Source organism: Pseudomonas sp. AD21 (assembly GCF_002878485.1).
Taxonomy (GTDB): Bacteria; Pseudomonadota; Gammaproteobacteria; order Pseudomonadales; family Pseudomonadaceae; genus Aquipseudomonas.
The window spans coordinates 21,290-47,328 of sequence record NZ_NQYG01000022.1 but is presented as its reverse complement, the minus strand read 5'-3'; the positions used below and the strand labels follow the sequence as shown (position 1 = coordinate 47,328).

22 protein-coding genes are annotated in these 26,039 nt (G+C 59.9%); 12 read left to right on the top strand and 10 right to left on the bottom strand.

Annotated elements, in window-relative coordinates; all coding sequences use genetic code 11:
- Positions 1–46: 46 nt before the first annotated feature.
- The 4 genes from PseAD21_RS15395 to PseAD21_RS15380 all read right to left on the bottom strand — a co-directional run bounded on the left by PseAD21_RS15395 (position 47) and on the right by PseAD21_RS15380 (position 4,211).
- Entirely contained in the window at positions 47–811 is a 765-nt protein-coding gene (locus PseAD21_RS15395) for an amino acid ABC transporter ATP-binding protein (RefSeq protein WP_003221897.1), read from the bottom strand.
- A gap of 13 nt (positions 812–824) precedes the next feature.
- A complete protein-coding gene (locus PseAD21_RS15390) occupies positions 825–1,922 on the bottom strand; it encodes an amino acid ABC transporter permease (RefSeq protein ID WP_102356424.1) in 1,098 nt (365 codons plus the stop codon).
- Positions 1,923–1,932: 10 nt separating this feature from the next.
- A complete protein-coding gene (locus tag PseAD21_RS15385; RefSeq protein ID WP_102356423.1) occupies positions 1,933–3,114 on the bottom strand; it encodes an amino acid ABC transporter permease in 1,182 nt (393 codons plus the stop codon).
- 65 nt (positions 3,115–3,179) lie between these two features.
- The gene (locus tag PseAD21_RS15380; protein WP_102356422.1) at positions 3,180–4,211 is read right to left on the bottom strand and encodes an amino acid ABC transporter substrate-binding protein; all 1,032 of its coding nucleotides are present in this window, start codon (positions 4,209–4,211) and stop codon (positions 3,180–3,182) included.
- A gap of 468 nt (positions 4,212–4,679) precedes the next feature.
- Between PseAD21_RS15380 and PseAD21_RS15375 the strand changes: the two genes are divergently transcribed.
- The 5 genes from PseAD21_RS15375 to PseAD21_RS15350 all read left to right on the top strand — a co-directional run bounded on the left by PseAD21_RS15375 (position 4,680) and on the right by PseAD21_RS15350 (position 9,974).
- Positions 4,680–5,336 carry an alpha/beta hydrolase gene (locus PseAD21_RS15375; RefSeq protein ID WP_102356421.1) on the top strand — a complete coding sequence of 219 codons (657 nt, stop codon included), beginning with the start codon at positions 4,680–4,682 and terminating at the stop codon, positions 5,334–5,336.
- 96 nt (positions 5,337–5,432) lie between these two features.
- The gene (gene rhlB, locus PseAD21_RS15370; protein WP_102356420.1) at positions 5,433–6,899 is read left to right on the top strand and encodes an ATP-dependent RNA helicase RhlB; all 1,467 of its coding nucleotides are present in this window, start codon (positions 5,433–5,435) and stop codon (positions 6,897–6,899) included.
- 135 nt (positions 6,900–7,034) lie between these two features.
- The gene (locus tag PseAD21_RS15365) at positions 7,035–7,979 is read left to right on the top strand and encodes an ornithine cyclodeaminase family protein (RefSeq protein ID WP_102356419.1); all 945 of its coding nucleotides are present in this window, start codon (positions 7,035–7,037) and stop codon (positions 7,977–7,979) included.
- 147 nt (positions 7,980–8,126) lie between these two features.
- A complete protein-coding gene (locus PseAD21_RS15355; protein WP_102356417.1) occupies positions 8,127–9,254 on the top strand; it encodes an FAD-binding oxidoreductase in 1,128 nt (375 codons plus the stop codon).
- A 93-nt stretch (positions 9,255–9,347) separates the two neighbouring features.
- Positions 9,348–9,974 carry a transcriptional regulator gene (locus tag PseAD21_RS15350; RefSeq protein ID WP_102356416.1) on the top strand — a complete coding sequence of 209 codons (627 nt, stop codon included), beginning with the start codon at positions 9,348–9,350 and terminating at the stop codon, positions 9,972–9,974.
- Positions 9,975–10,193: 219 nt separating this feature from the next.
- Here the strand turns inward: PseAD21_RS15350 and PseAD21_RS15345 are convergent, their stop codons facing one another.
- The 6 genes from PseAD21_RS15345 to PseAD21_RS15320 all read right to left on the bottom strand — a co-directional run bounded on the left by PseAD21_RS15345 (position 10,194) and on the right by PseAD21_RS15320 (position 15,430).
- Complete coding sequence (locus PseAD21_RS15345) at positions 10,194–10,970, bottom strand: ABC transporter substrate-binding protein (protein ID WP_102356415.1); 777 nt, start codon at positions 10,968–10,970, stop codon at positions 10,194–10,196.
- A 241-nt stretch (positions 10,971–11,211) separates the two neighbouring features.
- Positions 11,212–11,664, bottom strand: a complete 453-nt coding sequence (moaE, locus tag PseAD21_RS15340; RefSeq protein WP_102356414.1) for a molybdopterin synthase catalytic subunit MoaE — start codon at positions 11,662–11,664, stop codon at positions 11,212–11,214.
- A gap of 3 nt (positions 11,665–11,667) precedes the next feature.
- Positions 11,668–11,910, bottom strand: coding sequence for a MoaD/ThiS family protein (locus PseAD21_RS15335; protein WP_102356413.1), 243 nt, complete (start codon positions 11,908–11,910; stop codon positions 11,668–11,670).
- A complete protein-coding gene (moaC, locus tag PseAD21_RS15330) occupies positions 11,907–12,380 on the bottom strand; it encodes a cyclic pyranopterin monophosphate synthase MoaC (RefSeq protein ID WP_102356412.1) in 474 nt (157 codons plus the stop codon). The genes PseAD21_RS15335 and moaC overlap by 4 nt, the downstream gene beginning before the upstream one ends.
- 241 nt (positions 12,381–12,621) lie before the next feature.
- Entirely contained in the window at positions 12,622–14,016 is a 1,395-nt protein-coding gene (locus PseAD21_RS15325) for a PhoH family protein (protein ID WP_102356411.1), read from the bottom strand.
- A 337-nt stretch (positions 14,017–14,353) separates the two neighbouring features.
- Positions 14,354–15,430, bottom strand: coding sequence for a polysaccharide deacetylase family protein (locus PseAD21_RS15320; RefSeq protein WP_371859064.1), 1,077 nt, complete (start codon positions 15,428–15,430; stop codon positions 14,354–14,356).
- Positions 15,431–15,744: 314 nt separating this feature from the next.
- Between PseAD21_RS15320 and yaaA the strand changes: the two genes are divergently transcribed.
- The 7 genes from yaaA to algG all read left to right on the top strand — a co-directional run bounded on the left by yaaA (position 15,745) and on the right by algG (position 26,031).
- Positions 15,745–16,524: a peroxide stress protein YaaA gene (gene yaaA / locus PseAD21_RS15315; RefSeq protein WP_102356409.1), complete on the top strand. Its 780-nt coding sequence runs from the start codon at positions 15,745–15,747 to the stop codon at positions 16,522–16,524.
- A gap of 810 nt (positions 16,525–17,334) precedes the next feature.
- Positions 17,335–18,651, top strand: a complete 1,317-nt coding sequence (locus PseAD21_RS15310) for a nucleotide sugar dehydrogenase (protein ID WP_102356408.1) — start codon at positions 17,335–17,337, stop codon at positions 18,649–18,651.
- Positions 18,652–18,750: 99 nt separating this feature from the next.
- Entirely contained in the window at positions 18,751–20,232 is a 1,482-nt protein-coding gene (gene alg8, locus PseAD21_RS15305) for a mannuronan synthase (protein WP_178082131.1), read from the top strand.
- A gap of 35 nt (positions 20,233–20,267) precedes the next feature.
- Entirely contained in the window at positions 20,268–21,437 is a 1,170-nt protein-coding gene (locus PseAD21_RS15300) for an alginate biosynthesis protein Alg44 (protein ID WP_102356406.1), read from the top strand.
- Between the two features lie 15 nt (positions 21,438–21,452).
- Entirely contained in the window at positions 21,453–22,955 is a 1,503-nt protein-coding gene (algK, locus tag PseAD21_RS15290; RefSeq protein ID WP_178082130.1) for an alginate biosynthesis TPR repeat lipoprotein AlgK, read from the top strand.
- Positions 22,952–24,433, top strand: a complete 1,482-nt coding sequence (locus PseAD21_RS15285; RefSeq protein WP_102356404.1) for an alginate export family protein — start codon at positions 22,952–22,954, stop codon at positions 24,431–24,433. The genes algK and PseAD21_RS15285 overlap by 4 nt, the downstream gene beginning before the upstream one ends.
- A gap of 26 nt (positions 24,434–24,459) precedes the next feature.
- Positions 24,460–26,031 carry a mannuronan 5-epimerase AlgG gene (algG, locus tag PseAD21_RS15280; protein ID WP_102356446.1) on the top strand — a complete coding sequence of 524 codons (1,572 nt, stop codon included), beginning with the start codon at positions 24,460–24,462 and terminating at the stop codon, positions 26,029–26,031.
- Positions 26,032–26,039: the final 8 nt, after the last annotated feature.

Sequence of the window (26,039 nt, the reverse complement as noted above, 5' to 3'; positions counted from 1 at the left end):
GCCGGGCATCCGACGGGGCTTTGTTGTTAAACCAGCCTCCAGGCAATCAATGCAAAATCTGGCTCAGGAACAGCTTGGTACGGTCATTCTGCGGATTGTCGAAGAAGTCATTCGGTGCCGCCTGCTCGACGATCTCGCCCTTGTCCATGAAGATCACGCGATTGGCCACGGTGCGGGCGAAGCCCATTTCGTGGGTCACGCAGAGCATGGTCATACCGTCTTCGGCGAGGCCGATCATGGTGTCCAGCACCTCTTTCACCATCTCCGGGTCGAGTGCCGAGGTCGGTTCGTCGAACAGCATGATTTTCGGTTTCATGCACAGCGCGCGAGCGATCGCCACACGCTGTTGCTGGCCGCCCGACAGTTGCCCCGGGAATTTATGCGCCTGCTCCGGAATGCGTACGCGTTCCAGATAATGCATGGCGATTTCCTCGGCCTTGCGCTTGGGCATCTTGCGCACCCACATCGGCGCCAGCGTGCAGTTCTGCAGGATGGTCAGGTGCGGGAACAGGTTGAAGTGCTGGAACACCATGCCGACTTCGCGACGGATCGCTTCGATCTGCTTGAGGTCGTTGGTCAGTTCCACGCCGTCGACGACGATGCGGCCCTGCTGGTGTTCTTCCAGGCGATTGAGGCAACGGATAGTGGTCGACTTGCCGGAACCCGACGGGCCGCACAGCACGATACGCTCGCCCTGTTTGACGTTGAGGTTGATGTCTTTCAGCACGTGGAACTGGCCGTACCACTTGTTCACGCCCTGCATCTGGATAATGCCTTCAGGGCCCACAGGCTTTTTGATTGCTTCGCTCATTTACAGAGAACTCCTAACGCTTGTGGCCAGTGTCGAGCTTGCGTTCCAGATGCATGGAATAGCGCGACATACCAAAACAGAAAATCCAGAACACCAGGGCGGCGAACACGTAGCCTTCGGTGGCCATGCCCAGCCATTTCGGGTCGGCAGCGGCTTGCTTGACGCTGTTGAGCAGGTCAAACAGGCCGATGATGATCACCAGACTGGTGTCCTTGAACAGCGCAATGAAGGTGTTGACGATGCCGGGGATCACCAGTTTCAGGGCTTGCGGCAGGATCACCAGACCCATCGAACGCCAGTAACCGAGGCCCATCGCTGCAGCCGCTTCGTACTGACCTTTGGGGATCGCTTGCAGACCGCCGCGTACCACTTCGGCAACGTAGGCCGACTGGAACAGGATCACGCCGATCAGTGCCCGCAGCAACTTGTCGAAGTTCATGCCTTCAGGCAGGAACAGCGGCAGCATCACCGACGACATGAACAGCACGGTGATCAACGGCACGCCGCGCCAGAATTCGATGAAGGTCACGCAGACCACACGAATCGCCGGCATGTTCGAGCGACGGCCCAGCGCAAGGATGATCCCCAGCGGCAGGGCGCCAGCGATACCAACAGTGGCGATCACCAGGGTCAGCATCAGCCCGCCCCACTGGCTGGTCGCCACGGTGGTCAGACCGAAGACGCCGCCGTGCAACAGGAAGTACGCCACGATCGGGTAGATCACCAGGAAGCTCAGGCCGTACACCGCTTTACGCGCAAAGCGCGAGATGAACAGCGGTGCCACGCCAAGCACTGCCAGCCACACGGTGAGGTCTACGCGCCAGCGCAGTTCGGTCGGGTAGTAGCCGTACATGAACTGGCCAAAACGCTGCTGAATGAACACCCAGCAGGCGCCGTCCTTGGTGCAGTCGGCGCGGGTAGTGCCGACCCAGTTGGCGTCGAAGATCGCCCAGCTGAGGATCGGTGGTACCACCAGGTAGATCAGGTAAAACGCAAACAGGGTCAGCAGGGTGTTGAGCCAGCTGGAGAACATGTTCGCGCGCATCCACGCCACCACGCCGATGCTGCTGCTCGGTGGGGGCATGTCGGGTTTGAAAGTATGGGTTGTCATGCGCGTTTCCTCACCGCTCGATCAGCGCAATGCGCTTGTTGTACCAGTTCATCAGCAGGGAAATGCTGATACTGATCGCCAGGTACACGCTCATGGTGATGGCAATGACTTCGATGGCCTGGCCGGTCTGGTTGAGCACGGTGCCGGCGAACAGCGAAACCATTTCCGGGTAGCCGATACCGGCGGCCAGCGAGGAGTTTTTCGCCAGGTTCAGGTATTGGCTGGTCAGCGGCGGAATGATCACCCGCAGCGCTTGTGGAATGATCACCTTACGCAGAGTCGGGCCGTTGCGCAGGCCGAGCGAACGGGCCGCTTCGGTCTGGCCATGGCTGACCGACTTGATCCCCGAGCGCACGATTTCAGCGATGAACGCTGCGGTGTACACGGTCAACGCCAGGGTCAGCGCCAGCAGTTCCGGAATCAGTACCCAGCCACCGACAAAGTTGAAGCCCTTGAGTTGCGGCATCTCCCAGTGCAGCGGTGCGCCGAAGATCAGCGCGCACAAGGTCGGGATCACCAGCAGAATCGCCAGGCCAGTCCAGAACTTGTGGAACGGTACGCCGGTTTCTTCGAAACGCTTGTTGGCCCAGCGGCACATCAGCACGATGGCGACGATGGCCAGCACCACGCTGATGAAGAACGCCCAGAAGCCGTCAGCCATTTGCGCGGCCGGCATGTTCAGGCCACGGCTGCTGACGAAGAAGGTGTCGCCGAAGTTGTGACTGTTGCGCGGTCCCGGCATGGTCAGGAACACCGCGAAGTACCAGAACAGGATCTGCAGCAGCGGCGGAATGTTGCGGAATACTTCCACATACACGGTCGCCAGTTTGCTGATGATCCAGTTCGGCGACAGCCGCGCCACACCGACGATGAAGCCGAGCAGGGTCGCCAGGATCACGCCGATGAAGGTGACCAACAACGTGTTGAGCAAACCGATCACAAACACCCGCGAGTAACTGTCCGCTTCGGTGTAGGAGATCAGGTGCTGAGCGATGCCGAATCCGGCACTGCGCTCCAGAAAGCTGAAACCGGAGGTGATGCCCCGATGCTGCAGGTTGGTCTGGGTGTTATCGAACAGATACCAGCCCATGGCGACCACTGCCACGACGGTGATGATCTGAAACAGCCACGCACGCACTCGCGGATCGCTGAGGCTGAGCCTCTGCTTTGGTGCGCCGATTGAATTTTGCATGAAGTGCCCCGCAAGAAATGGAACAGAACATCACCCGGCGGTTGGCCCGCCGGGCGATAGATCCATTAGCGCACTGGTGGTGCGTACTGAATGCCGCCGTTGGTCCACAGCGCGTTCAGGCCACGGTCGATTTCCAGCGGAGTGCCCTTGCCGAGGTTTTTCTCGAAGATTTCACCGTAGTTACCGACCTGCGAAACGATTTTCACAACCCAGTCCTTCGGCAGTTTCAGGTCCTTGCCATATTCACCGTCAGCACCCAGCAGACGAGCGACGTCCGGGTTCTTGGTGGACTTGGCTTCTTCCAGCACGTTTTTCGACGTCACGCCGGCTTCTTCAGTGTTCAGCAGCGCGTAGCCAACCCAGCGAACGATCGCCAGCCACTCGTCGTCGCCGTTACGCACGACCGGGCCCAGCGGTTCCTTGGAAATGGTTTCCGGCAGCACCACGTAGTCTTTCGGCGAGGCCAGTTTGCTGCGCTGTGCATACAACTGCGACTTGTCGGAGGTCAGCACGTCGCAACGACCGGATTCCAGCGACTTGGCGCTTTCATCGGAGGTGTCGAAGGTGATCGGGGTGTACTTCAGGCCGTTGGCGCGGAAGTAGTCGGAGACGTTCAGCTCGGTGGTGGTACCGGCCTGGATGCAGATGGTTGCACCGTCCAGTTCCTTGGCACTTTTCACGCCCAGCTTGTTGTTGGCCAGGAAGCCCACGCCGTCGTAGTAAGTAATGAAGCCCGGGAATTTCAGCCCCATGCCGGCGTCACGCGAGCTGGTCATGGTGGTGTTGCGCGAAAGCAGGTCGATTTCGCCGGACTGCAGCGCGGTGAAGCGCTCCTTGGCGTTCAACTGGCTGAACTTGACCTTGTTGGCGTCGCCGAATACGGCAGCGGCTACAGCGCGGCAGACGTCAGCGTCGATCCCGAGGATCTTGCCCGAGGCGTCCGGTACCGAGAAGCCCGGCAGACCGTCGCTCACGCCACACTGCACGAAACCTTTCTTCTGCACGGCATCCAGGGTTGCACCCGCCTGAGCGAACCCGCTGACGCCGAGTACTGCTGCTGCAGTCACGACCGCCAGAGTGGATTTCAACATCTTCATTCAAACCTCCAGTTTTGCTCTTGTTGTGTCGGAGCTTGAGTCCAGTCGCACCCTTTTGAGGCGTTGTCGACCCGTGTTGGCTTTTTTTGGGGTCAACCGACGTAAGACCTTCGCTATGAGTCTAGTAGGAGAAAATCCACATCATGGATAACTCACTTCTCACCAATCGGCCGAACGGGCTGTAGCCCTTTCACGTTCGCTTTGCCCGTAGCGGCCATTGGCGAACATCCATCACCGGATTCGTTGCAATCCCGTCGCAAGACGTACACTGATAGTGTTACCGCCAGACGTAGGATGCTTCGTACAGAATCCTCCATAGCAAAGCCCGTACCACACCGCTTGCTGAAGCGATTGCGCGACAGGTCAATAGCAAAACTTGTAGCCTTGCGACATCTTCTTAACGGATCGACCGGGCGCGCACCTCAATCACGCACTTATTGAGAGCGCCCGCCCATTTTTGGAGCAGCCATGACCGAGCCCCTGATTCTTCAACCCGTAAAGCCCGCAGACGCCTGCGTGATATGGCTCCACGGCCTCGGCGCTGACCGCTATGACTTTCTGCCGGTCGCCGAAGCGCTGCAGGAAAGCCTGCTGACTACCCGCTTTGTATTGCCGCAAGCGCCAACCCAGCCCGTCACCATCAATGGTGGTTACGAGATGCCGAGCTGGTACGACATAAAGGCCATGAGCCCGGCGCGGTCGATTGACCGTGAGCAGTTGGAAGCGTCGGCGGATCGCATCATTGAATTGATCGAAAAGGAGCGCGCCAGCGGAATAGACGCTTCGCGGATTTTTCTTGCGGGGTTTTCCCAGGGTGGCGCCGTCGTCCTGCACACCGCCTATCTGAAGTGGCAAGGCCCGTTGGGTGGCGTACTTGCCCTCTCCACCTATGCCCCGACTTTCACCGACGAAATGGAGCTTTGCGCCAGTCAGCAGCGCATTCCGGCTTTGTGCCTGCACGGCCAGTTCGATGGTGTGGTGAAGAACTCGATGGGCCGCAGTGCCTATGAGCATTTGGTGAAGCATGGTGTCACCGTGACATGGCAGGAATACCCAATGGAGCACGAAGTGTTACCCGAAGAAATTCGCGACATCGGCGTCTGGCTGAGCGAGCGTCTACGCTGATTCGGCCGCTCAGCGGACCCCTTTGATCATCCCACTACGCCGCGCCCGTTTCTTGCATTACACTGGCCGGCGTACATTCCTTAACCAATTGATGAGATGACCGTGCTCAAAGCACTCAAGAAAATGTTCGGTAAAAGCGAGGCTGAGCAGCTCGCGCCAGTCCCCAGTGCGCCGTCGCACGCCCCCGGCCCTCGCAGCGAGGCTCCCAAGGCTGAACATCCGGCTCCGGTAGCGACACCCAAGCCTGAGCCGCAACCCGCTACCGCCGCCGAACCTGTCAGCGCCGAAGCGCCGAAACCGGCCCGCCCGCGTCGCGAACCGAAGCCCAAGGCACCGGTCATTCCCTGGAAACTCGAAGATTTCGTCGTCGACCCCCAGGAAGGCAAGACCCGCTTCCACGATTTCAAACTCGCTCCGGAACTGATGCACGCCATTCAGGACCTGGGCTTTCCGTACTGCACGCCGATCCAGGCGCAGGTGCTGGGTTTCACCCTCGCCGGCAAAGACGCCATCGGCCGCGCGCAGACCGGTACCGGCAAGACGGCCGCGTTCCTGATCTCGATCATCACCCAGTTGCTGCAGACCCCGCCGCCGAAAGAACGCTACATGGGCGAACCCCGTGCGCTGATCATCGCGCCGACCCGCGAGCTGGTGGTGCAGATCGCCAAGGACGCCGCTGACCTGACCAAATACACCGGCCTCAACGTGATGACGTTCGTTGGCGGCATGGACTTCGACAAGCAGCTCAAGCACCTCGAAGCGCGTCACTGCGACATTCTTGTCGCCACCCCGGGCCGTCTGCTCGACTTCAACCAGCGTGGCGACGTGCACCTGGACATGGTCGAAGTGATGGTGCTGGACGAAGCCGACCGCATGCTCGACATGGGCTTCATCCCGCAAGTGCGGCAGATCATTCGCCAGACCCCGCCGAAAAGCGAACGCCAGACTCTGCTGTTCTCCGCGACCTTCACCGAAGACGTGATGAACCTGGCCAAGCAGTGGACCACCGACCCTGCGATCGTCGAAATCGAAGTCACCAACGTGGCCAACGAAAACGTCGAGCAGCACATCTATGCAGTGGCCGCTGCCGACAAATACAAACTGCTGTTCAACCTGGTCAACGACAACGGTTGGGAGCGGGTGATCGTGTTTGCCAACCGCAAGGACGAAGTACGCCGTATCGAAGAGCGCCTGGTGCGTGACGGCATCAACGCCGCGCAACTGTCCGGCGACGTGCCGCAACACAAACGCATCAAGACCCTTGAAGGCTTCCGCGAAGGCAAGATCCGCGTACTGGTCGCCACCGACGTGGCCGGTCGCGGTATTCACATCGACGGCATCAGCCACGTGATCAACTTCACCCTGCCGGAAGTACCGGACGACTACGTGCACCGCATCGGCCGCACCGGTCGTGCAGGCGCTGACGGCGTGTCGATCAGCTTCGCCGGCGAGGACGACTCCTACCAGCTGCCGTCCATCGAAGAGAAGCTCGGTCGCAAGATCAGCTGCGAAACGCCACCGACGCACCTGTTGCGTGCGGTTGAGCGCAAGCGTCCGCAGTAAGCGACGTTTAAAAGAAAAGCGCAGCCGGCAACGACTGCGCTTTTTTTTCGCCCGGCATTTCATCAGGTGCTTGCGAGAGACAACTAAAAGTCCATAATAGACAAATTAGTTTGCTTTTAGACCCCGGAGCCTGACATGCCCAGTACGCCCTACGTGATTGACCAACATCAGGCTCGCGAGCTGCTGACGCGCATCGATGTGCCGCAGATCCTGCGCAAACTGTTTCGTGACCTCGCGGCCGGCCACGCCGTGCAACCGGCGCAACAACTGGTGGAATTCCCGCAGGGTGCCGGCGACTTCATCAATTACCTGGGCGTGCTGGCCGAAGACGGCGTGTACGGGGTCAAGACGTCGCCGTACATCGTCCGCGAACAGGGGCCGCTGGTGACGGCGTGGACCCTGTTGATGTCAATGCAAACCGGTCAGCCGTTGCTGCTGTGCGATGCCGGTCAGTTGACTACCGCGCGTACCGCCGCGACCACGGCGGTGGCGGTGGATGCCCTCGCTCCGCTGAAGGCTTCACGACTGGCGATCATCGGCAGCGGCAAGGTCGCTCAGGCGCATCTGCATTATGTGAAAGGTCTGCGTGACTGGCAGAGCATCAGCATGTATTCGCCGAACCTGCCTGAAGACGCTGAAACCCAAGCGCTGTTGAAACAGATCTTCCCCGGGCTGAAGATTGCCGACAGCCGCGAAACCGCCCTCGCCGGGGCCGACGTGATCATGCTCTGCACGTCGTCCGCAGGCCCGGTGATCGACCCGGCCACCTTGAGCAAACCGGCGCTGATCACCTCGATCAGCACCAACGCCCCGCGCGCCCATGAAGTGCCGCCGCAGCGTCTGAACGACATGCAGGTGTTCTGCGACTACCGTCTGACCACGCCAGGCTCGGCGGGTGAGATGTTGATCGCCACTGAACAGCATGGCTGGGACAAGGCTGCGATTGTCGGTGACCTTGCCGATCTGCTCAGCGAGAAAGTGCCGCGCCCCGGTTACGATCGTCACGTGTTTTTCCGTTCAATAGGCCTGGGCCTGGAAGACATTGCGCTGGCCAATGCGGTTTATCACTTAACCCACTAACACCACATATCCCTGTAGGAGTGAGCCTGCTCGCGATAGCGGTCTTACATTCAGCATTATTGTTGCCTGATACACCGCTATCGCGAGCAGGCTCACTCCTACAGGGATAGCGAACTCCTTGATATTGCGTCCACACCGGAGACTTTCATGAGCCAGGCAGATTTCATCATCATCGGCGGCGGGATCGCCGGCGCTTCCACCGGTTTCTGGCTGTCGCCGCACGCCAAAGTGATCGTGCTGGAACGTGAATCCCACCCGGGCTACCACTCCACCGGTCGCTCGGCAGCGCTGTACACCGCCGCTTATGGAACGCCTCAGGTACGGGCGCTGACGCTGGCCAGCCGTGAGTTTTTCGATCACCCGCCAAGCGGCTTCTGCGAGCACCCATTGCTCACGCCGCGCGGCGAAATGACCGTTGATTTCACCGGCGATGCCGCCGAACTGAACAACCAGTACCTCAGCGCCAAAGCCACGGTGCCGCAGATGCAATTGCTCAGTGCTGACGAAGCCTGCGCACGGCTGCCGATTCTGCGTCGGGAAAAGGTTCACGGTGCGATCTACGACCCGACCGCCAGCGACATCGACACCGATGCCCTGCATCAGGGTTACCTGCGCGGCATTCGCCGCAACAACGGCGAAGTGCACACCGATTGCGAGGTGCTGGGCCTGAGTCGCGATGCCGACGGCCAGTGGCAAGTGCAAACCAACGGCCAGAGCTTTACCGCCCCGATCATTATCAACGCCGCCGGCGCCTGGGCCGACAAGGTCGGTGCATTGGCCGGCGCGCAATCGCTGGGCGTGCAACCCAAGCGCCGTGCCGCGTTCATCTTCGCAGGCCCCGAGGGGGTCGACATTCACCACTGGCCGATGTTGGTCAGCCTCGACGAATCGTTCTACATGAAACCCGACGCCGGGATGTTCCTCGGCTCGCCGGCCAATGCCGACCCGGTCGAACCTCACGACGTACAACCGGAAGAGCTGGACATCGCCATGGGCATCTACCAGATCGAAGAAGCCACGACCCTGACCATCCGCCGCCCGACCCGCACCTGGGCCGGTTTGCGCAGCTTTGTCGCGGACGGTGATCTGCTCAGCGGCTTCGATCCACAAGTGCCAGGGCTGTTCTGGGTCGCCGCTCAGGGTGGTTACGGCATTCAGACCTCACCGGCCATGGGCCAGGCCAGCGCGGCATTGCTGCGGGGTCAGCCGCTGCCTGAGCCGCTGCAGCAGTTCGGTCTGAGCAGCGCCATGCTCTCGCCTGCACGGCTTGGCTGAGCACCCTCGCGGATGACGCGCCCAACGGATTGCGGCACACTCGCAGCGCCCCCTGTTCACGGGGGCGTTGACGCCGCCTGGAGCTCCACAATCATGACCGCCCCCGAATTCGATCCGGCACTGGATAACTTCCGTGCCGTCGCCGACGCCATCGCCACGCTGTTCTTTCCGCACGCCGAAGTGGTGCTGCACGACTTGCGCACGCAGAAAGTCGACTACATCGCCAACAACCTGTCCAAACGCGAGATCGGCGACGATTCATCACTTGAAGACATGCTCAGCGAGGATGTCAGCGACCGCAATATCGGCCCGTATGAAAAGCTCAATTGGGACGGCCAGAAGATTCGCAGCCTGAGCACGGTACTGCGCGACGGCGAACAGCGGCCGCTGGCGGTACTGTGCATCAACCTGAATATTTCGCTGTTCGAGAATGCCAAGGCTGCGCTGGACCTGTTCCTGTCACCGAGCAAGCTGATCCCGCAACCGGACTCACTGTTTCGCGATGACTGGCAGGAACGCATCAACACCTTCCTCCACGCCTGGCTGCGCGAGCGCCAACTGAGCCTGAATCTACTGACCCGCGACCACAAGCGTGAGCTGGTACTGGCACTGCACGCCGAAGGCGCATTCAAGGGCAAGAGCGCCTCGAACTATGTGGCCAACGTGCTGAACATGGGGCGGGCGACGGTGTACAAGCATTTGAAGGAATTGAAGGGCTAGGATCCAGCAGGTGTATTACCTGATCTGGCCCCATCGCGAGCAGGCTCGCTCCTACATTTGAAATGCGATCCCATGCAGGAGTGAGCCGGCTCCGGGCGGCGTTCCGACGATAGCGGGCCATCAGTCGCCGTAGATGTCAGACTTGAAATACTTCTCGGAAGTCTCCCACATTGGAATGCGTTCCCCTGTGGGAGGGGGCTTGCTCCCGAAGGCGGGCTATCAGTCGCCGTAGATGTCGGACTTGAAATACTTCTGGGAGATCTTCTGATACTCGCCACTCGCACGGATCCCGTCGATGGCCGTGTTCAACTCGCTGACCAGTTCAGTATTGCCCTTGCGCACCGCAATCCCCGCGCCCTCGCCCACGTACTTTGGATCCTTCAACTCAGGCCCGACAAACGCATAGCCCTTGCCACGCGGCATCGACAGGAAGTCCGTCAGCGGAATGGTGTCGGCGAAAATCGCATCGAGGCGCCCGGCCGCCAGGTCCATGTAGATCTCTTCGTTATTGCTGTAGCGCTTGACGTTAATGCCCTTCGGCTCAAACACCTCGGTGGCATAACGATCGGTAGTGGTGGCGCGCTGCACGCCGACGTTCTTGCCCTTGAGGCTGGCGTACTGGTCATCCACCGTGGCGCCGTCCTTCATCACCAGTCGCGATGAGGTGAAGTAGTACTTGTGGGTGAAATCCACCGACTTCTTGCGATCCTCGTTGATGGTCATCGACGACAGGGCCATGTCGATTTTCTTCACTTTCAGCGAAGGAATCAGGCCATCGAACTCACCCTCGACCCACACACACTTGGCCTTCATCTGCACGCACAGGGCATTGCCGATGTCGTAGTCGAAACCGACGATTTCACCCTTGTCGGTTTTCGAGGCGAATGGCGGATAGGCGGCCTCGATGCCGATGCGCAGGGTTTTCTCGGCGGCAAACACGCTGGTGCACGCCAACAGGCTCAGGGCCAGACCGGTGATGAGGGGGAGTTTCTTCATGTTCGTTCTCTCGCGGGTTGTTGTTGGTTTGGCAAGACAGAAGAAAAGAGCTGGAACGGCTTTTTTATACTTGTAAATCCATACTGGACTTTTACGTACAAACCGTCAATTGGGCAGAGAGTCAGGATATTGTTGTGTGGCGAATGACGCCATCGCGAGCAGGCTCACTCCTACAGGGGAACGCATTCCAACTGCAGGAGTGAGCCTGATCGCGATGACTGACTTGAGGACGACGCGGGTTTTATTTCTTCCAGCGATCGGCTGCGGCGTGATCACTGTCCCGCCCTTCAACCCAGCGCGGGCCGTCGCTGGTGTTTTCTTTCTTCCAGAACGGCGCGCGGGTTTTCAGGTAGTCCATGACAAAGGCGCAGGCATCGAAAGCGGCCTGACGATGGGCACTGGCTGCACCGACAAACACGATCGGCTCACCCGGCTCCAGCGCGCCGATGCGGTGCAACACTTCCAGCTTCAACAGTGGCCAACGCTGTTCGGCCTCAACGGTGATCTTGCCCAGGGCTTTTTCGGTCATGCCCGGGTAGTGCTCGAGAAACATCCCGGCCACGTCCAGCCCGTCATTGAAGTCGCGCACGTAGCCGACAAAACTCACTACCGCGCCGACGCCGACGTTGGCCGCGTGCATCGCGTTGACTTCAGCACCGGGATCGAACGCCGCGCACTGCACACGAATCGCCATGGCTCAGCCTCCGGTCACGGTGGGAAAAAACGCCACTTCGTCGCCGTCACTCACCGGCTCGTCGAGCTGGCACAGGTCTTCGTTGCGGGCGCACATCAGGTTCTGTTCGCTCAACACCTCGGCACCGCCACGTTGCACGAGCAGTGCGCGCACGTCATCGACGGTGGCGAAATCACCTTCGACCGCCACCGAATCCACGCCCAGCGCTTCCCGGTAACGGGCGAAAAACTTCACCGTCAGGTTCATGGCTGCTCCGCCTGGAAATGCCCGCTCTTGCCGCCGACCTTCTCCAGCAGACGCACGCTTTCGATGGTCATGCCGCGGTCCACGGCCTTGCACATGTCGTAGAGGGTCAGTGCGGCGACGCTGGCAGCGGTCAGCGCTTCCATCTCCACACCGGTCTGTCCGGACAGTTTGCAGCGCGCGACGATGCGCACACTGTCATCGCCTTCAGCACTGAGCTCGACTTTGACGCCGGTGAGCATCAGCGGGTGGCACAGGGGAATCAGATCACTGGTTTTCTTCGCTGCCTGAATGCCGGCGATACGCGCCACGGCAAACACATCACCCTTGGGATGGCCGCCACTGACGATCATCTGCAGGGTTTCGGGGAGCATGCGCACCAGCGCCTGGGCCGTCGCTTCACGGAACGTCACGGCTTTTTCGGTGACGTCGACCATGTTGGCGCGACCTTGGGAATCGAGATGAGTCAGCACGGGATTACTCCTGATCAGGAGCGTGGATTGTAAACCTGCGAGTCAAATTTCCGCACGCACGATTATCCGAACACAGAAGAACCTTGTGGGAGCGAGCCTGCTCGCGAAAGCGGATTCAGATTCACTGTAGATGTCGACTGATACACCGCATTCGCGAGCAGGCTCGCTCCCACAGGGGATATGCATTTATCCATAAAAAACCGGGCGGCTTTGCGGCCGCCCGGTTTTGGTTGTGATGCAGTTACAGATGGGTTTCGGCGTATTCGGCCAGAATCGAACGTGGCACGCCCTGCAGGGTGATGTGCACCCCGTTCGGGAAATCCTTGAAGCGTTCGGTCAGGTAGGTCAGCCCGGAGCTGGTCGCGGACAGGTAAGGGGTATCGATCTGTGCCAGGTTGCCCAGGCACACAACTTTGGAACCAGCGCCCGCCCGGGTGATGATGGTTTTCATCTGGTGCGGCGTGAGGTTCTGGCATTCGTCGATCAGGATCAGGCTCTGCTGGAAGCTGCGACCGCGAATGTAGTTGAGCGATTTGAACTGCAACGGCACTTTGCTGAGGATGTAATCGACGCTGCCATGGGTGTTTTCGTCATCCATGTGCAAAGCTTCGAGGTTGTCGGTAATGGCGCCCAGCCAAGGCTCCATTTTTTCCGCTTCGGTGCCGGGCAGGAAGCCGATTTCCTGGTCCAGGCCCTGCACGCTGCGGGTCGCGATGATTCGGCGATAACGCTTGCTGACCATGGTCTGCTCGATCGCAGCGGCCAGCGCCAGAATGGTTTTACCCGAACCTGCCGCACCCGACAGATTGACCAGATGGATGTCCGGATCCAGCAGCGCGTATAGCGCCAGACTCTGATAAATGTCGCGTGGTTTGAGGCCCCAGGCTTCCTGGTGCAGCAGCGGTTCCTGGTGCAGGTCGAGAATCAGCAGCCGATCTTCCTGAATTTCCTTGATCCAGCCGACAAAGCCCTGTTCATCGATGATGAACTCGTTGATATGCACCGCCGGCAGGTTGTCGATCAGTTGCACCTGATGCCAGGTGCGGCCGTGATCCTGACGGGTATCGACCTTGCTCACGCGGTCCCAGAAAGAGCCAGTCATGTTGTGGTAGCCATTGGGCAGCAGGGACACGTCATCGACCAGTTGGTCGGTGCTGTAATCCTCGGCATCAATGCCGCAGGCGCGCGCCTTGAGGCGCATGTTGATGTCTTTGGTGACCAGCACCACAGGCTTTTTTGGATCGCGGGTGTGCAGGTCGATCAACTGGTTGATGATTTTGTTGTCGTTCAGATGCTCGGGCAGAATCAGGCTCGACTCGGCCTGTTTGCTCATCAGAATTGACAGCAAGCCCTTCGGCCCGCCCTTGCCGCGCTGGATCGGCACGCCCAGTTCGACATCCTCGGGGGAGGCATCGCCCAGGGTCTTGTCAATCAGCCGGATAGCCTGACGGCATTCGGCAGCAACGCTGTGATGGCCGCTCTTGAGCTTGTCCAGTTCCTCAAGCACGGTCATCGGGATCGCGACGTGGTGTTCTTCGAAATTCAGCAGGGCATTTGGATCGTGAATCAATACGTTGGTATCGAGTACATAAAGGATTGGCTGGTTGGAAGAAGGGCTACGTCCGTGATCATCCATACTCGGTCACCTTTGTGGGAGCCATTCGACGCAATACCTGAGCGGTGCTGCGCCTCGAAGTGACTGCCGAAACCTCACCTGCGGAGATTCAAGTGACTGCAAACAAACGGGTCTTGGAAGACGCCACCTGTGTTGCAGGTTTCGGCGGTCTGTCTTCGTAATACTCCAAAACCCATGACATAAAAAAGTACTTTGACGGTTTTTTTAAGTTTATTTTGCAGAGTGACGAAAAGCCCTTGGCGGACCGTCCAGACACCGCTAAAGTCGGAAGTCCGCCTGCATCGAATTCTCTATAAAAATCGCCCCAAGCCCAATGTTCCCGGGCTTTTGCCGTTTATCAGCGAAACCCGTCCTGACAATCCTCCCAGCCGATCCCGCTTTGCGCAGTTTGCGTAATCAGCCACGGCAGCGCGGTCTTCACCGCATCCTGTTTCATGTTGAAATTGATCACCCCGTGGCGCCACAACAGCATCTGGGTCAACACCCGCTGCGCACTCGGCGCGCCCTTGAGTTTGCCCGCGCCGTCCTGGGCATCGATGTCCCACAGCGCCACTTGCAGACCCTGATTGCGGAAGAAACTGCCGGCATCACTGCGGCGCTGCCCCTCCGGCGGACGGAACAGCGGTACGTAGTTTTCCGGAAGCTTGCTCTTCACCAGATCGCTGCTGCGGCGCACCGAGTCCTGCCAGTCCTGCCAGTGGCTGTGGGAACGGAACTCCCAGCCCTGCACGCCAACGCACTGTTTCGAGAACTCCGATTGCAGGTTGCTCACCGAGCGATCCGCCAGCCGCGCCTGCACGTCCTTGCCCAGGAGGAAGAAGGTGCCGCTCAGATTGGATTTGCGCAGGTAGTCGGCGATCCAGTCGGTGTTGTCCGGCAGCAGATTGGCGGCGCTGTCGAAACTCAGCAGAAACAGCCGATCGTGCATCTCGTCGCCATTGCGCTCGTAGTCGCCAAAACGATCGACTTCGCTGCTGGTTTGCGGCGACAGCGCGGCCTTGCGCATCAGCTCGTCCAGGTACTGCAAATGAAACAGCCGGCTCGGCTCCGCCCACTTGGTGTAATAACTGTCGTCGCTGACCACGAACTTGGCCGCCTGCTCGCGCAACGACGGCAAATCTTCGACGAGGAAGCAGAAGGAGGCGTCCTGATCGCAGCTCTGCTGGGCGAAGTTGTAGCCGGCCAACAGTCGTTCCCACAACCGCTGACGCAGGCTGTTGATCGCGCCGAGATTGACCGTACGCAGCCCTAGACGCTGGGCCAGCGCGGCCTCGTCCAGCGCTTCGGTGCCGAGCAGGCCACGGGCGAACATGAGGATTTCCGCGCGGGACGCGACGTCGAACAGGGTCGGGTTGCTGAGCTGCTCCGGCCAGGTGCTGCGATCCAGCGTCGCCACGTCACCCGGTGCCGCCATGGCACCGCAGCTCAACAGCCACGCGGTGAATAAAAGAACAATGCGCAAAGGGGTGTCTCCATAACCAAACCCGCGCGGCACTATAGCTGATCTCACACGATTCTTTGCAGCAACACCTAGTCCCTGTGGGAGCGGGCTTGCTCGCGAATGCGGTGGGTCATTCAACACCTATAGCGACTGACACGGCCTCTTCGGGAGCAAGCCCCCTCCCACAAGGGAATTGAGGTGAGCCGTCGATCACCTATGGGCTTGATAGCTGGAGTCAGCACCGCCAACCCCCTAGAATCGCCCCCACGATTAAAGGAGACGACTTCATGCTGATGGTGATTTCCCCCGCCAAGACCCTCGATTATGAAACACCGCCGGCGACCCAGCGCTTCACTCAGCCGCAATACCTCGACCATTCCCAGGAGCTGATCCAGCAACTGCGCGAACTGAGCCCGGCGCAAATCAGCGAACTGATGCACGTGTCCGACAAGATCGGCGGCCTGAATGCCGCGCGTTTCGGCAGCTGGACGCCCGCCTTCACCCCGGCAAACGCCAAGCAGGCCCTGCTCGCGTTCAAGGGTGACGTGTACACCGGTCTCGATGCGCAATCGTTCAGCGAAGACCAGTTCGACTACGCGCAAAAGCACCTGCGGATGCTCTCCGGCCTCTATGGCCTGCTGCGTCCGCTGGACCTGATGCAACCGTATCGTCTGGAAATGGGCACCAAACTGGCCAACGCCCGTGGCAAGGATCTTTACGCATTCTGGGGCACGCGCATCAGCGAATGGCTCAACGAAGCGCTCGCCGAACAAGGCGATGACGTGCTGCTGAACCTGGCCTCCAACGAATACTTCTCGGCGGTCAAGCGCAGCGCGCTGAATGCGCGGATCATCAACACCGAGTTCAAGGACTTCAAAAACGGCCAGTACAAGATCATCAGTTTCTACGCGAAGAAGGCCCGTGGCCTGATGAGCCGTTTCGTGATTCAGGAACGGATCAACGATCCGGCTGCCCTCAAACAGTTCGATGTGCAGGGCTATCGCTTCAGCGCCGAGCAATCGAAACCGGACAACCTGGTGTTTTTGCGCGACCACGCCCCGGAATAAAGCATGCCCATTGCACGACTCTTTCTATAAAGAGTCGTGCAGCTCGCACGACGTCAAAAATCCCTCGCCATATTTCGCCGTTTTATTGGCGCCATAAAATCGTCCTCCCCAATTCTAATTTTAGTTTCACTCGACAGCCGCGATTTTTTTCAGTAGTGGCACCTAAATTTTTTCACGGTAGTGGCACAAAAACATCTAACGCGATTATCCGCCTATTAATAAAGGGCGAAATCGAAAGTGCTATCAAATTGAGACCAGTGCCATCTTTGGCAATATTTCAAAAAATTTCAGATTCGACGATGAACGGGTAGGAACTATGTCCAAATGCATAGCTCATACCACCGGTAACGATTCTCGCCGAGTTTGTACGAGATAACTTACGCAGAGCGGAGAACCATGTAACCAAGTTGTCACAGCAACTTGCCTAGATGGCTCACTCATCTGATCAACTAACGATGGATAGGTGATACGCACCATAAACATCCTCTACAAGGCCAAGGCTGCGCCCCTGTAGACGTGCTCGCCTGAGCACCCAACCGCTTGATTTAAGGGCGTTACGTCCGACATCAGGTGGGCGGAACACATGCACAAGAGTCTTCCAGCAAGAAGATCGGCTGCATAACAGGGCAAGTCATAACAACCAGGCCTAGTTGCGCACATCTTGAGTGCATTTATTTAGACACTCGGAACTTAGTATGCCTGCACACGGCATTGTGGCGCCTGCATGCCGCACTTCCGAGTGCACTATGACCGCTGAACACCATTAACTCCGGCCATCTAATGGCTTGATAAAACACAGAGGTAATTGCGATGCGCATCAGCATATTTGGTTTGGGTTACGTTGGCGCAGTGTGTGCCGGTTGCCTGTCTGCACGGGGCCATGACGTGGTTGGCGTCGATGTTGCCAAAGACAAGATCGACATGATCAACGCCGGCAAGTCGCCGATTGTTGAACCAGGTCTGGGCGAACTTCTGGCTCAGGGTATCGAGACCGGTCGTCTGCGCGGTACAACCAACTTCGCCGAGGCGATTCGTGACACCGACCTGTCGATGATCTGCGTCGGTACACCGAGCAAGAAGAACGGCGATCTGGAACTGAACTACATCGAGGCCGTGTGCCGCGAGATCGGTTTCGTGCTGCGTGAAAAATCCACTCGCCACACCATCGTGGTCCGCAGCACCGTGCTGCCGGGCACCGTCGCCAACGTGGTGATCCCGATTCTCGAGGACTGCTCGGGCAAGAAGGCCGGCGTCGACTTCGGCGTCGCGGTCAACCCGGAATTTCTGCGTGAATCCACCGCCATCGCCGACTACGACCTGCCACCGATGACCGTCATCGGCGAATTCGACAAAGCATCCGGCGACGTTCTGCAATCGCTGTACGAAGAACTCGATGCACCGATCATCCGCAAGGACATCGCCGTTGCCGAGATGATCAAGTACACCTGCAACGTCTGGCACGCGACCAAAGTGACCTTCGCCAACGAGATCGGCAACATCGCCAAAGCGGTTGGCGTCGATGGCCGTGAAGTGATGGAAGTGGTCTGCCAGGACAAGACCCTCAACCTGTCCCAGTACTACATGCGCCCGGGCTTCGCCTTCGGCGGTTCGTGCCTGCCCAAAGACGTGCGCGCCCTGACCTACCGTGCAGGTTCGCTGGACGTCGAAGCGCCGCTGCTCAACTCGCTGATGCGCAGCAACGAATCGCAAGTGCAGAACGCCTTCGACATCGTTGAAAGCCACGACAAACGCAAAGTCGCCCTGCTCGGCCTGAGCTTCAAGGCCGGTACCGATGACCTGCGCGAAAGTCCGCTGGTGGAACTGGCCGAAATGCTGATCGGCAAGGGTTACGACCTGAGCATCTACGACAGCAACGTCGAGTACGCCCGTGTTCACGGCGCGAACAAGGACTACATCGAGTCGAAGATCCCCCACGTGTCGTCCCTGCTCAACGCGGACTTCGATTCGGTGATCGACAACTCCGACGTGATCATCCTCGGCAACCGCGACGAGAAGTTCCGCTCGCTGGCCCAGCAAGCACCGCACGGCAAACAGGTCATCGACCTGGTCGGCTTCATGGCCAAAGCCACTGACGCCGGTACGCGCACCGAAGGCATTTGCTGGTAACTCAGCGCCAAGCGACAAGCTTCGAGCTGCAAGTCAAAGCGATTTGCTTGCAGCTTGACGCTTGCAACTTGAAGCCTCCCTTACCTTCGGATGACGCTGATGAGCAAGCTCAAACATTTTTTTCTGCAATCAGCCGGCTGGTTTTTTTATCTCAGTCTGCTGATGGGCCTGGCCTTGATGCTGCCCACGTCCACGTTCGACTCCGAGTCGAAGGACTTCATTTTCCTGATTGGCGCCGTGGGTATCTGGCGCTACTCGATGGGTGCAACGCACTTTGTGCGCGGCATGATTTTTCTCTACATCGTTTACCCGCACCTGCGTCGCAAAGTACGCAAGCTGGGTAAAGCGGCGGACCCGTCGCATGTGTTTCTGATGGTCACCAGTTTCCGTATCGACGCGCTGACCACGGCGCAGGTCTACAGCTCGGTGATCCGCGAAGCCATCGACTGCGAACTGCCGACCACCGTGGTCTGCTCGATCGTGGAAATGTCCGATGAGTTGCTGGTCAAGGCACTCTGGGCGCGGATGAATCCGCCGGCACGAGTCAAACTCGACTTCGTGCGCATTCCCGGCACCGGCAAGCGCGATGGCCTGGCCTATGGTTTCCGCGCGATCTCCCGTCACCTGCCGGACGACCGCGCCGTGGTCGCCGTGATCGACGGCGACACCGTGCTCGGCGAAGGCTCTGTGCGCAAGACCGTGCCGTGGTTCCAGCTGTTCGGCAACGTCGGCGGCCTGACCACCAATGAGTTCTGCGAAGTGCGCGGCGGCTACATCATGAGCGAATGGCACAAGCTGCGTTTCGCCCAGCGCCACATCAACATGTGCTCGATGGCCCTGTCCAAGCGCGTACTGACCATGACCGGGCGTATGTCGGTATTCCGCGCCACGGTGGTGACCAACCCGGAATTCATCGCCGACGTCGAAAGCGACTCGCTGCAACACTGGCGCCTGGGCCGTTTCAAGTTTCTCACCGGCGACGACAAGTCGAGCTGGTTCAGCCTGATGCGCCTGGGTTACGACACCTTTTATGTGCCGGATGCGGCGATCAACACCGTTGAACACCCGCCGGAAAAGAGCTTCATCAAGGCCAGCCGCAAACTGATGTTCCGCTGGTACGGCAACAACCTGCGCCAGAACTCACGCGCCCTGGGCCTGGGTGTGAAACGCCTCGGCGCGTTCACCTCGGTGGTGCTGTTCGATCAGCGCGTGTCGATGTGGACCTCGCTGCTGGGGCTGACCGTGGCAATCATCGCCAGCTTCAAGTACGGCGGCGCGTTCATCCTCGCCTACCTGCTGTGGATCGGCATCACCCGCCTGATTCTGACCCTGCTGCTGTCGTGCTCCGGTCACCGGATCGGCCCGGCCTACCCGGCGATTCTCTATTACAACCAGATCGTCGGTGCGCTGGTGAAGATCTACGTGTTCTTCCGCCTCGACCAACAATCCTGGACTCGCCAACCCACTTCCCTGACCCGTGATCTCGCCAGCTTTCAACGTTGGTTCAACACCTGGTCGTCTCGGACCATGACCTTCTCCGCCGGCAGCATTTTCGTCGCCGTGCTGCTGATGATGGTCTGACCCGCCCCTATTGAATTAACAAGGAAATCGCCCCTATGAATACCGCCGTCAACGCCAACGTAGTGCATGAATCTGAAGCTCAGCGCCAGCACGCCCGGGTAAAAATCCCGGCCAAACTGCGGTTCTTCGGCCCAGACCGGACGCCAGTCGAAGCGCGGGTCCTCGATCTGTCCGCCGGAGGTCTGGCGTTCAACGCCGGGCAACTGCCGCTCAAGGCCGGCGACGTGTACAAGGCGCGTCTGCAGTTCGTGATCGACAACCTCGGCCTGGCCATGGACGTCGAACTGCAAGTGCGTTCCTACGACCGCCAGACCGGCCGCGCCGGTTGCCAGTTCCAGAACCTGGAGCCACAGGACATCTCGACCCTGCGTCACCTGATCACTTCGCACCTGGCCGGCGATATCGTCAGCATGGGTGAAGTGTTGGCGACCCTGCAGCGCGACAACTTCACCAAGGCGCGCAAGGTCAAGGACGGCGGCCACGGCATGACCCCGTTCGGCCGTCTGAAAGCGGTGACCTTCAGCGCCGGGGTGTTCGCCATCGGTCTGGTCGCGTTCGGTTTCGTCTTCAAGTCGGTGTACGGCATGTACTTCGTCAGCCATGCGCAGGCGGGCCTGGTCAGCGTGCCGGGGATGAACATCACCATGCCGCGCGACGGCACCGTGCAGAGCCTGGTCAAGTCCGACGGTGTTGCGGCCAAAGGCGCACCGCTGGCGACGTTCAGCACCAGCATGCTCGACGTGCTCAAGGGCCATCTGGACGAAGACCAACTGCAACCGGCCAAGGTTGAAGAACTGTTCGGCAAGCAGATGACCGGCACCCTGACCTCCCCTTGCGATTGCACCGTCGCCCAGCAACTGGTGGCTGACGGGCAGTACGCGAGCAAGGGCGACGTGATCTTCACCCTGGTACCGCGCAACACCCAGGCCACCGTCGATGCGCGCTTCTCTTATCGCCAGTTCGGCGACGTGCGTCCGGGCACCCGGGTGAGCTTCCAGATCGCCGGCGAAGACCAGACCCGCACCGGCAAGATCATCAGCAGCACCAGCCTGAAGAGCGCCGACCTGTCCTCCGACATCCGCGTGCAGATCCAGCCGGACGAGCCGCTGGACAGCACCTTCGCCGGTCGCCCGGTGGAAGTGAACAGCGACCGTGGTCCGAACCTGAACTGGCTGATCGACAAAGCCATGGCTGCCGGTCTTTAAGTCGAGGACATGCCTGTGACTACTCCAACTCTCTTGAATACGCCGCAGCCCTTGTGGGAGCGGGCTTGCTCGCGAATGCGATTGAACATTCAGAATCAGTGTGGGCTGACACACCGCTTTCGCGAGCAAGCCCGCTCCCACATGGGTCCTCTGTGTGCAGTTGCATTAGCAGTCTCTCTGGCCGGTTGCGCCGGCCTGCCTGACCAACGTCTGGCCAACGAAGCACTCAAGCGTGGTGACACCGCCACCGCCGCGCAGAACTACCGTGCGCTGGCGGACCTGGGTTACAGCGAGGCGCAAGTCGGCCTCGCCGATATTCAGGTCGACAGCCGTGATCCCGAGCAGATCAAACAGGCCGAAGCGACCTACCGCGCCGCCGCCGACGTGTCGCCACGGGCCCAGGCCCGTCTCGGTCGCCTGCTGGTGGCCAAACCAGGTTCCACCGAAGCCGAGCACCACGAGGCCGAAAGCCTGCTGAAAAAAGCCGCCGCCCATGGCGAAGGCAACACGTTGATCCCACTGGCGATGCTGTACCTGCAATACCCGCACAGCTTCCCCAACATCAACGCTCAGCAGCAGATCGATCAGTGGCGCAAATCCGGCTATCCGGAAGCGGGTCTGGCCCAGGTGCTGCTGTATCGCACCCAGGGCACTTACGACCAGCATCTGGATGACGTGGAAAAGATCTGCAAAGCCGCACTCAACACCACCGACATCTGCTACGTCGAACTGGCCACGGTCTATCAGAAACGTGCCCAGCCGGAGCAACAGGCCGAGCTGATCAAGCAGCTGCAGGCTGGTTACAGCCGTGGCAGCGTCACCGCGCAGCGGGTCGATTCCGTGGCTCGTGTACTGGCTGATTCGACCCTGGGCAAGACCGACGAAAAGACCGCGCAAGCGCTGCTCGAACCGATCGCCCCGGGCTACCCGGCGTCGTGGGTGACCCTCGCGCAACTGCTTTACGATTTCCCGGAACTGGGCGACGTGGATCAGATGATGAAGTACCTCGACAACGGCCGCGCCGCCGACCAGCCGCGCGCCGAGCTGTTGCTGGGCAAGCTCTACTACGAAGGCAAAATGGTTCCGGCCGATGCGAAAGTCGCCGAAGCACACTTCCAGAAAGCCGTCGGCCGTGAAGTCGCCGCCGACTACTACCTCGGCCAGATCTATCGCCGTGGATATCTGGGCAAGGTCTATCCGCAGAAGGCTCTCGACCATCTGCTGACCGCTGCGCGCAACGGCCAGAACAGCGCCGATTTCGCCATCGCCCAACTGTTTTCCCAAGGCAAGGGCACCAAGCCCGACCCGCTCAACGCCTACGTGTTCAGCCAGTTGGCCAAGGCACAGAACACACCGCAAGCCGATGAACTGGCGACCACCCTCGCAGCGCAATTGCCGCCCGAGCGTCTGGCCGAAGCCCAGCGCCTGCTGCAACAGGAACAGGCCAGCCGTGGCGCCCTGAACCAGAACACGCTGCAACTGCACGCCCTGCAAGAAGACGGCGAGGAATCCCTATGAAGTTGAATCCCTTTGTGAAGGCCGGTATTGGCCTCACGTTCGCGCTGATCTGGTCTTGCCCGACTCTGGCCGCGATGACCGAAACCAAGAACTTCGGCCTGGAAGTGAAAATCACCGGCCAGTCCGAAGACGACCGCGACCTCGGTACCGCACCCGGTGGCGACGTCAACGGTGTGGGCCTGGACCTGCGTCCGTGGATCTACGGCGAAAGCGGCGCGTGGAGCGCCTACGCCATGGGCCAGGCCGTGACCTCCACCGACATCATCGAGACCGACACCCTGCAGCAATCCGATGGCGCCGCAACCACCGACAGCGGTGACCGCCAGACCAAGAAAAACTACTTGGCGATGCGCGAGTTCTGGGTCGGCTACAGCGGCTTCACGCCGTACCCGGGCGAAATGCTCAAGTTCGGTCGCCAGCGCCTGCGCAATGACGACGGCCAATGGCGCGACACCAACATCGAAGCGCTGAACTGGACGTTCGACACCACCCTGCTGCGCGCCAACGTCGGCGTCGCCGAACGCTTCAGCGAATACCGCACCGACCTGAAAGAACTGGCCCCCAAAGACAAGGATCGCCTGCACGCCTACGCCGATGCCGCCTACCAGTGGACACCGGGTAACTGGGTCGGCATTCGCGGCCACCACACCCACGATGACGGCAAACTCGATTACGCCGAACCGGGTGTGCCCCGCGACACCCTCGATAAAACCCAGAACGGCGACATCAGCTGGCTCGGCCTGACCGCCGACAGCGACGCCTACAACTGGCGCAACACCAACACCGTCAACTACTGGGGCAGCATCACCGGCATGAGCGGCGACCGCGACACGGTCAACGCGCTGAACGCCGACGGTACGCGCCCGGCACAAGCCAAGCGCAGCGACGACATCAACGGCTGGGCCACCGACCTCGGCGTGCGTCTGCGCCTCGATCCGCAGTGGCAGGTCGGCGCGGCGTATGCCCGTGCCAGCGCCGACTACCAACAGAACGGTCTGGAGAGCAACCGCTCCAACTACACCGGTACGCGCTCACGCGTTCACCGCTTCGGCGAAGCGTTCCGTGGCGAAATGAGCAACATGCAGACCGCCACCCTGTTCGGTTCGTGGATGCTCAACGACCAGTACGACGCCAGCCTGATCTACCACAAGTTCTGGCGCGTGGACGGCAACAAGCCGGTGGGCAGCAACGGCATCAACGCCGTGGAAAACAACACCGACGACGTCACCGGCGCGATCCTCTCCAGCACCTCGCTGCCGCTGCAGGATGGCAACAAGGACCTGGGTCAGGAGATGGACCTGGTGGTCACCAAGTACTTCAAGCAAGGCCTGCTGCCGGCGGCGCTGAGCCAGTCGATCGATGAACCGTCGGCGCTGGTGCGCTTGCGTGGCGGCGTGTTCAAACCGGGCGATGCCTATGGCAAGCAGGTTGATTCGTACATGCACCGCGCGTTCATCGACGTGATCTGGCGCTTCTGATGCAAACCGCCAAGGGAGTGCCCGACATGCACCATGCAAGGAAAGGCTCGCTCAGCCTGTTGGCCGGCGCCATGCTGCTGGCCTCCGCTGGCGCCTTCGCCACGGTGGAACCGGCCAAGCCTGTGACCACCGCCAAAGAGCTGCAACAAGCCAAGACCTACACCGTCAGCAGTGCACCGACCGAGGCGCTGGAACTGGCCAAGCCGAAACTGCCCGACTTGTCCGGCTTCACCGCCGAGGCTGCCGCCGCGAAAATCGTGCGCAGCAAACCGGGCAAGATCAGCGTGCGCCGGATGATGCAGGAAGACGCCCTGAAGGACTTTATCGGCGGCGACAACAAGATGGCTGAATGGGTGGTGCGTCAGCACGGCATCCCGCAGGCGATCTTCGTCGACGACGGCTACCTGAACCTCAAGGACCTGGCGAAGAAACTGCCCAAGCAGTACTTCAGCGAAACCTCGCCGGGCGTGTACCTGGCGAAGTTGCCGATCGTCGTCGGCCGTAAAGGCATCCTCGAAATCGATGGCCAGACCCAGGAATTGCGCCTGTCGCAAGAGGGCGGTTCGTTCCTGGTCAACGACGGTCAGTTGTTCGTGCGTGACACCAAGGTCACCGGCTGGCGCGAGAAGGACAACGGCCCGGCCACCTTCCGTTCACCGAAGGAGTTCCGTCCGTTCCTGCTGGCCTGGGGCGGCACCGAGACCTACATCGTCAACAGCAAGATGGCCAGCTTCGGCTACGCCAACAGTAAGTCGTACGGGGTGAGTATTTCCCAGTACACGCCGAACATGGCCAAGGTGCTCAAGCGTCCCGAGCCGACTGGCTGGATCGTCGGTTCCGAGTTCTCCGACATGTGGTACGGCTTCTACTGCTACGAGACTCGCGACTTCGTGGTCAAGGGCAACACCTACAAGGACAACATCGTCTACGGCATCGACCCGCACGACCGCTCCCACGGGCTGATCATTGCCGAGAACACCGTCCACGGTACGAAGAAGAAGCACGGGATCATTATTTCCCGTGAGGTCAACGATAGCTTCATCTTCAACAACAAGAGCTTCGACAACCATCTCTCGGGCCTGGTGATCGACCGTAACAGCGTCAACAACATCATTGCCTACAACGAGATCTACAAGAACCACACCGACGGCATCACCCTCTACGAGTCCGCCGACAACCTGCTGTGGGGCAACAAGGTCATCAGCAACAAGCGCCACGGCATCCGCATTCGTAACAGCGTGAACATCCGCCTCTACGAAAACGTCGCCATGGCCAACGGCCTGACCGGCGTCTACGGCCACATCAAGGACCTGACCGACACCGACCGTGACATCAAGCTCGACCCGTTCGACGCCCAGGTGTCGCTGATCGTGGTTGGCGGTGAACTGGCGGCCAACGGCAGCGGCCCGCTGTCGATCGATTCGCCCTTGAGCGTCGAGCTGTACCGCGTATCGATGCTGGCGCCGACCAAATCCAGCGGCATCAGTTTCAACGGCATCCTCGGCGAGCGCCAGGATGAAATTCTCGACCTGCTGGTGCGCCAGCAGAAAGCCGTGCTGATCGACCCTGTCGAACGCCAGACCGAAATGCGGGACTGAGGATAATT

Excerpts from the sequence above, each read along its gene's own strand:
- PseAD21_RS15395 (WP_003221897.1), bottom strand. The coding sequence starts at position 811 with ATGAGCGAAGCAATCAAAAAGCCTGTGGGCCCTGAAGGCATTATCCAG.
- PseAD21_RS15390 (WP_102356424.1), bottom strand. The coding sequence starts at position 1,922 with ATGACAACCCATACTTTCAAACCCGACATGCCCCCACCGAGCAGCAGC.
- PseAD21_RS15385 (WP_102356423.1), bottom strand. The coding sequence starts at position 3,114 with ATGCAAAATTCAATCGGCGCACCAAAGCAGAGGCTCAGCCTCAGCGAT.
- PseAD21_RS15380 (WP_102356422.1), bottom strand. The coding sequence starts at position 4,211 with ATGAAGATGTTGAAATCCACTCTGGCGGTCGTGACTGCAGCAGCAGTA.
- PseAD21_RS15375 (WP_102356421.1), top strand. The coding sequence starts at position 4,680 with ATGACCGAGCCCCTGATTCTTCAACCCGTAAAGCCCGCAGACGCCTGC.
- rhlB (WP_102356420.1), top strand. The coding sequence starts at position 5,433 with ATGACCGTGCTCAAAGCACTCAAGAAAATGTTCGGTAAAAGCGAGGCT.
- PseAD21_RS15365 (WP_102356419.1), top strand. The coding sequence starts at position 7,035 with ATGCCCAGTACGCCCTACGTGATTGACCAACATCAGGCTCGCGAGCTG.
- PseAD21_RS15355 (WP_102356417.1), top strand. The coding sequence starts at position 8,127 with ATGAGCCAGGCAGATTTCATCATCATCGGCGGCGGGATCGCCGGCGCT.
- PseAD21_RS15350 (WP_102356416.1), top strand. The coding sequence starts at position 9,348 with ATGACCGCCCCCGAATTCGATCCGGCACTGGATAACTTCCGTGCCGTC.
- PseAD21_RS15345 (WP_102356415.1), bottom strand. The coding sequence starts at position 10,970 with ATGAAGAAACTCCCCCTCATCACCGGTCTGGCCCTGAGCCTGTTGGCG.
- moaE (WP_102356414.1), bottom strand. The coding sequence starts at position 11,664 with ATGGCGATTCGTGTGCAGTGCGCGGCGTTCGATCCCGGTGCTGAAGTC.
- PseAD21_RS15335 (WP_102356413.1), bottom strand. The coding sequence starts at position 11,910 with ATGAACCTGACGGTGAAGTTTTTCGCCCGTTACCGGGAAGCGCTGGGC.
- PseAD21_RS15325 (WP_102356411.1), bottom strand. The coding sequence starts at position 14,016 with ATGGATGATCACGGACGTAGCCCTTCTTCCAACCAGCCAATCCTTTAT.
- PseAD21_RS15320 (WP_371859064.1), bottom strand. The coding sequence starts at position 15,430 with ATGGCGGCACCGGGTGACGTGGCGACGCTGGATCGCAGCACCTGGCCG.
- yaaA (WP_102356409.1), top strand. The coding sequence starts at position 15,745 with ATGCTGATGGTGATTTCCCCCGCCAAGACCCTCGATTATGAAACACCG.
- PseAD21_RS15310 (WP_102356408.1), top strand. The coding sequence starts at position 17,335 with ATGCGCATCAGCATATTTGGTTTGGGTTACGTTGGCGCAGTGTGTGCC.
- alg8 (WP_178082131.1), top strand. The coding sequence starts at position 18,751 with ATGAGCAAGCTCAAACATTTTTTTCTGCAATCAGCCGGCTGGTTTTTT.
- PseAD21_RS15300 (WP_102356406.1), top strand. The coding sequence starts at position 20,268 with ATGAATACCGCCGTCAACGCCAACGTAGTGCATGAATCTGAAGCTCAG.
- PseAD21_RS15285 (WP_102356404.1), top strand. The coding sequence starts at position 22,952 with ATGAAGTTGAATCCCTTTGTGAAGGCCGGTATTGGCCTCACGTTCGCG.
- algG (WP_102356446.1), top strand. The coding sequence starts at position 24,460 with ATGCACCATGCAAGGAAAGGCTCGCTCAGCCTGTTGGCCGGCGCCATG.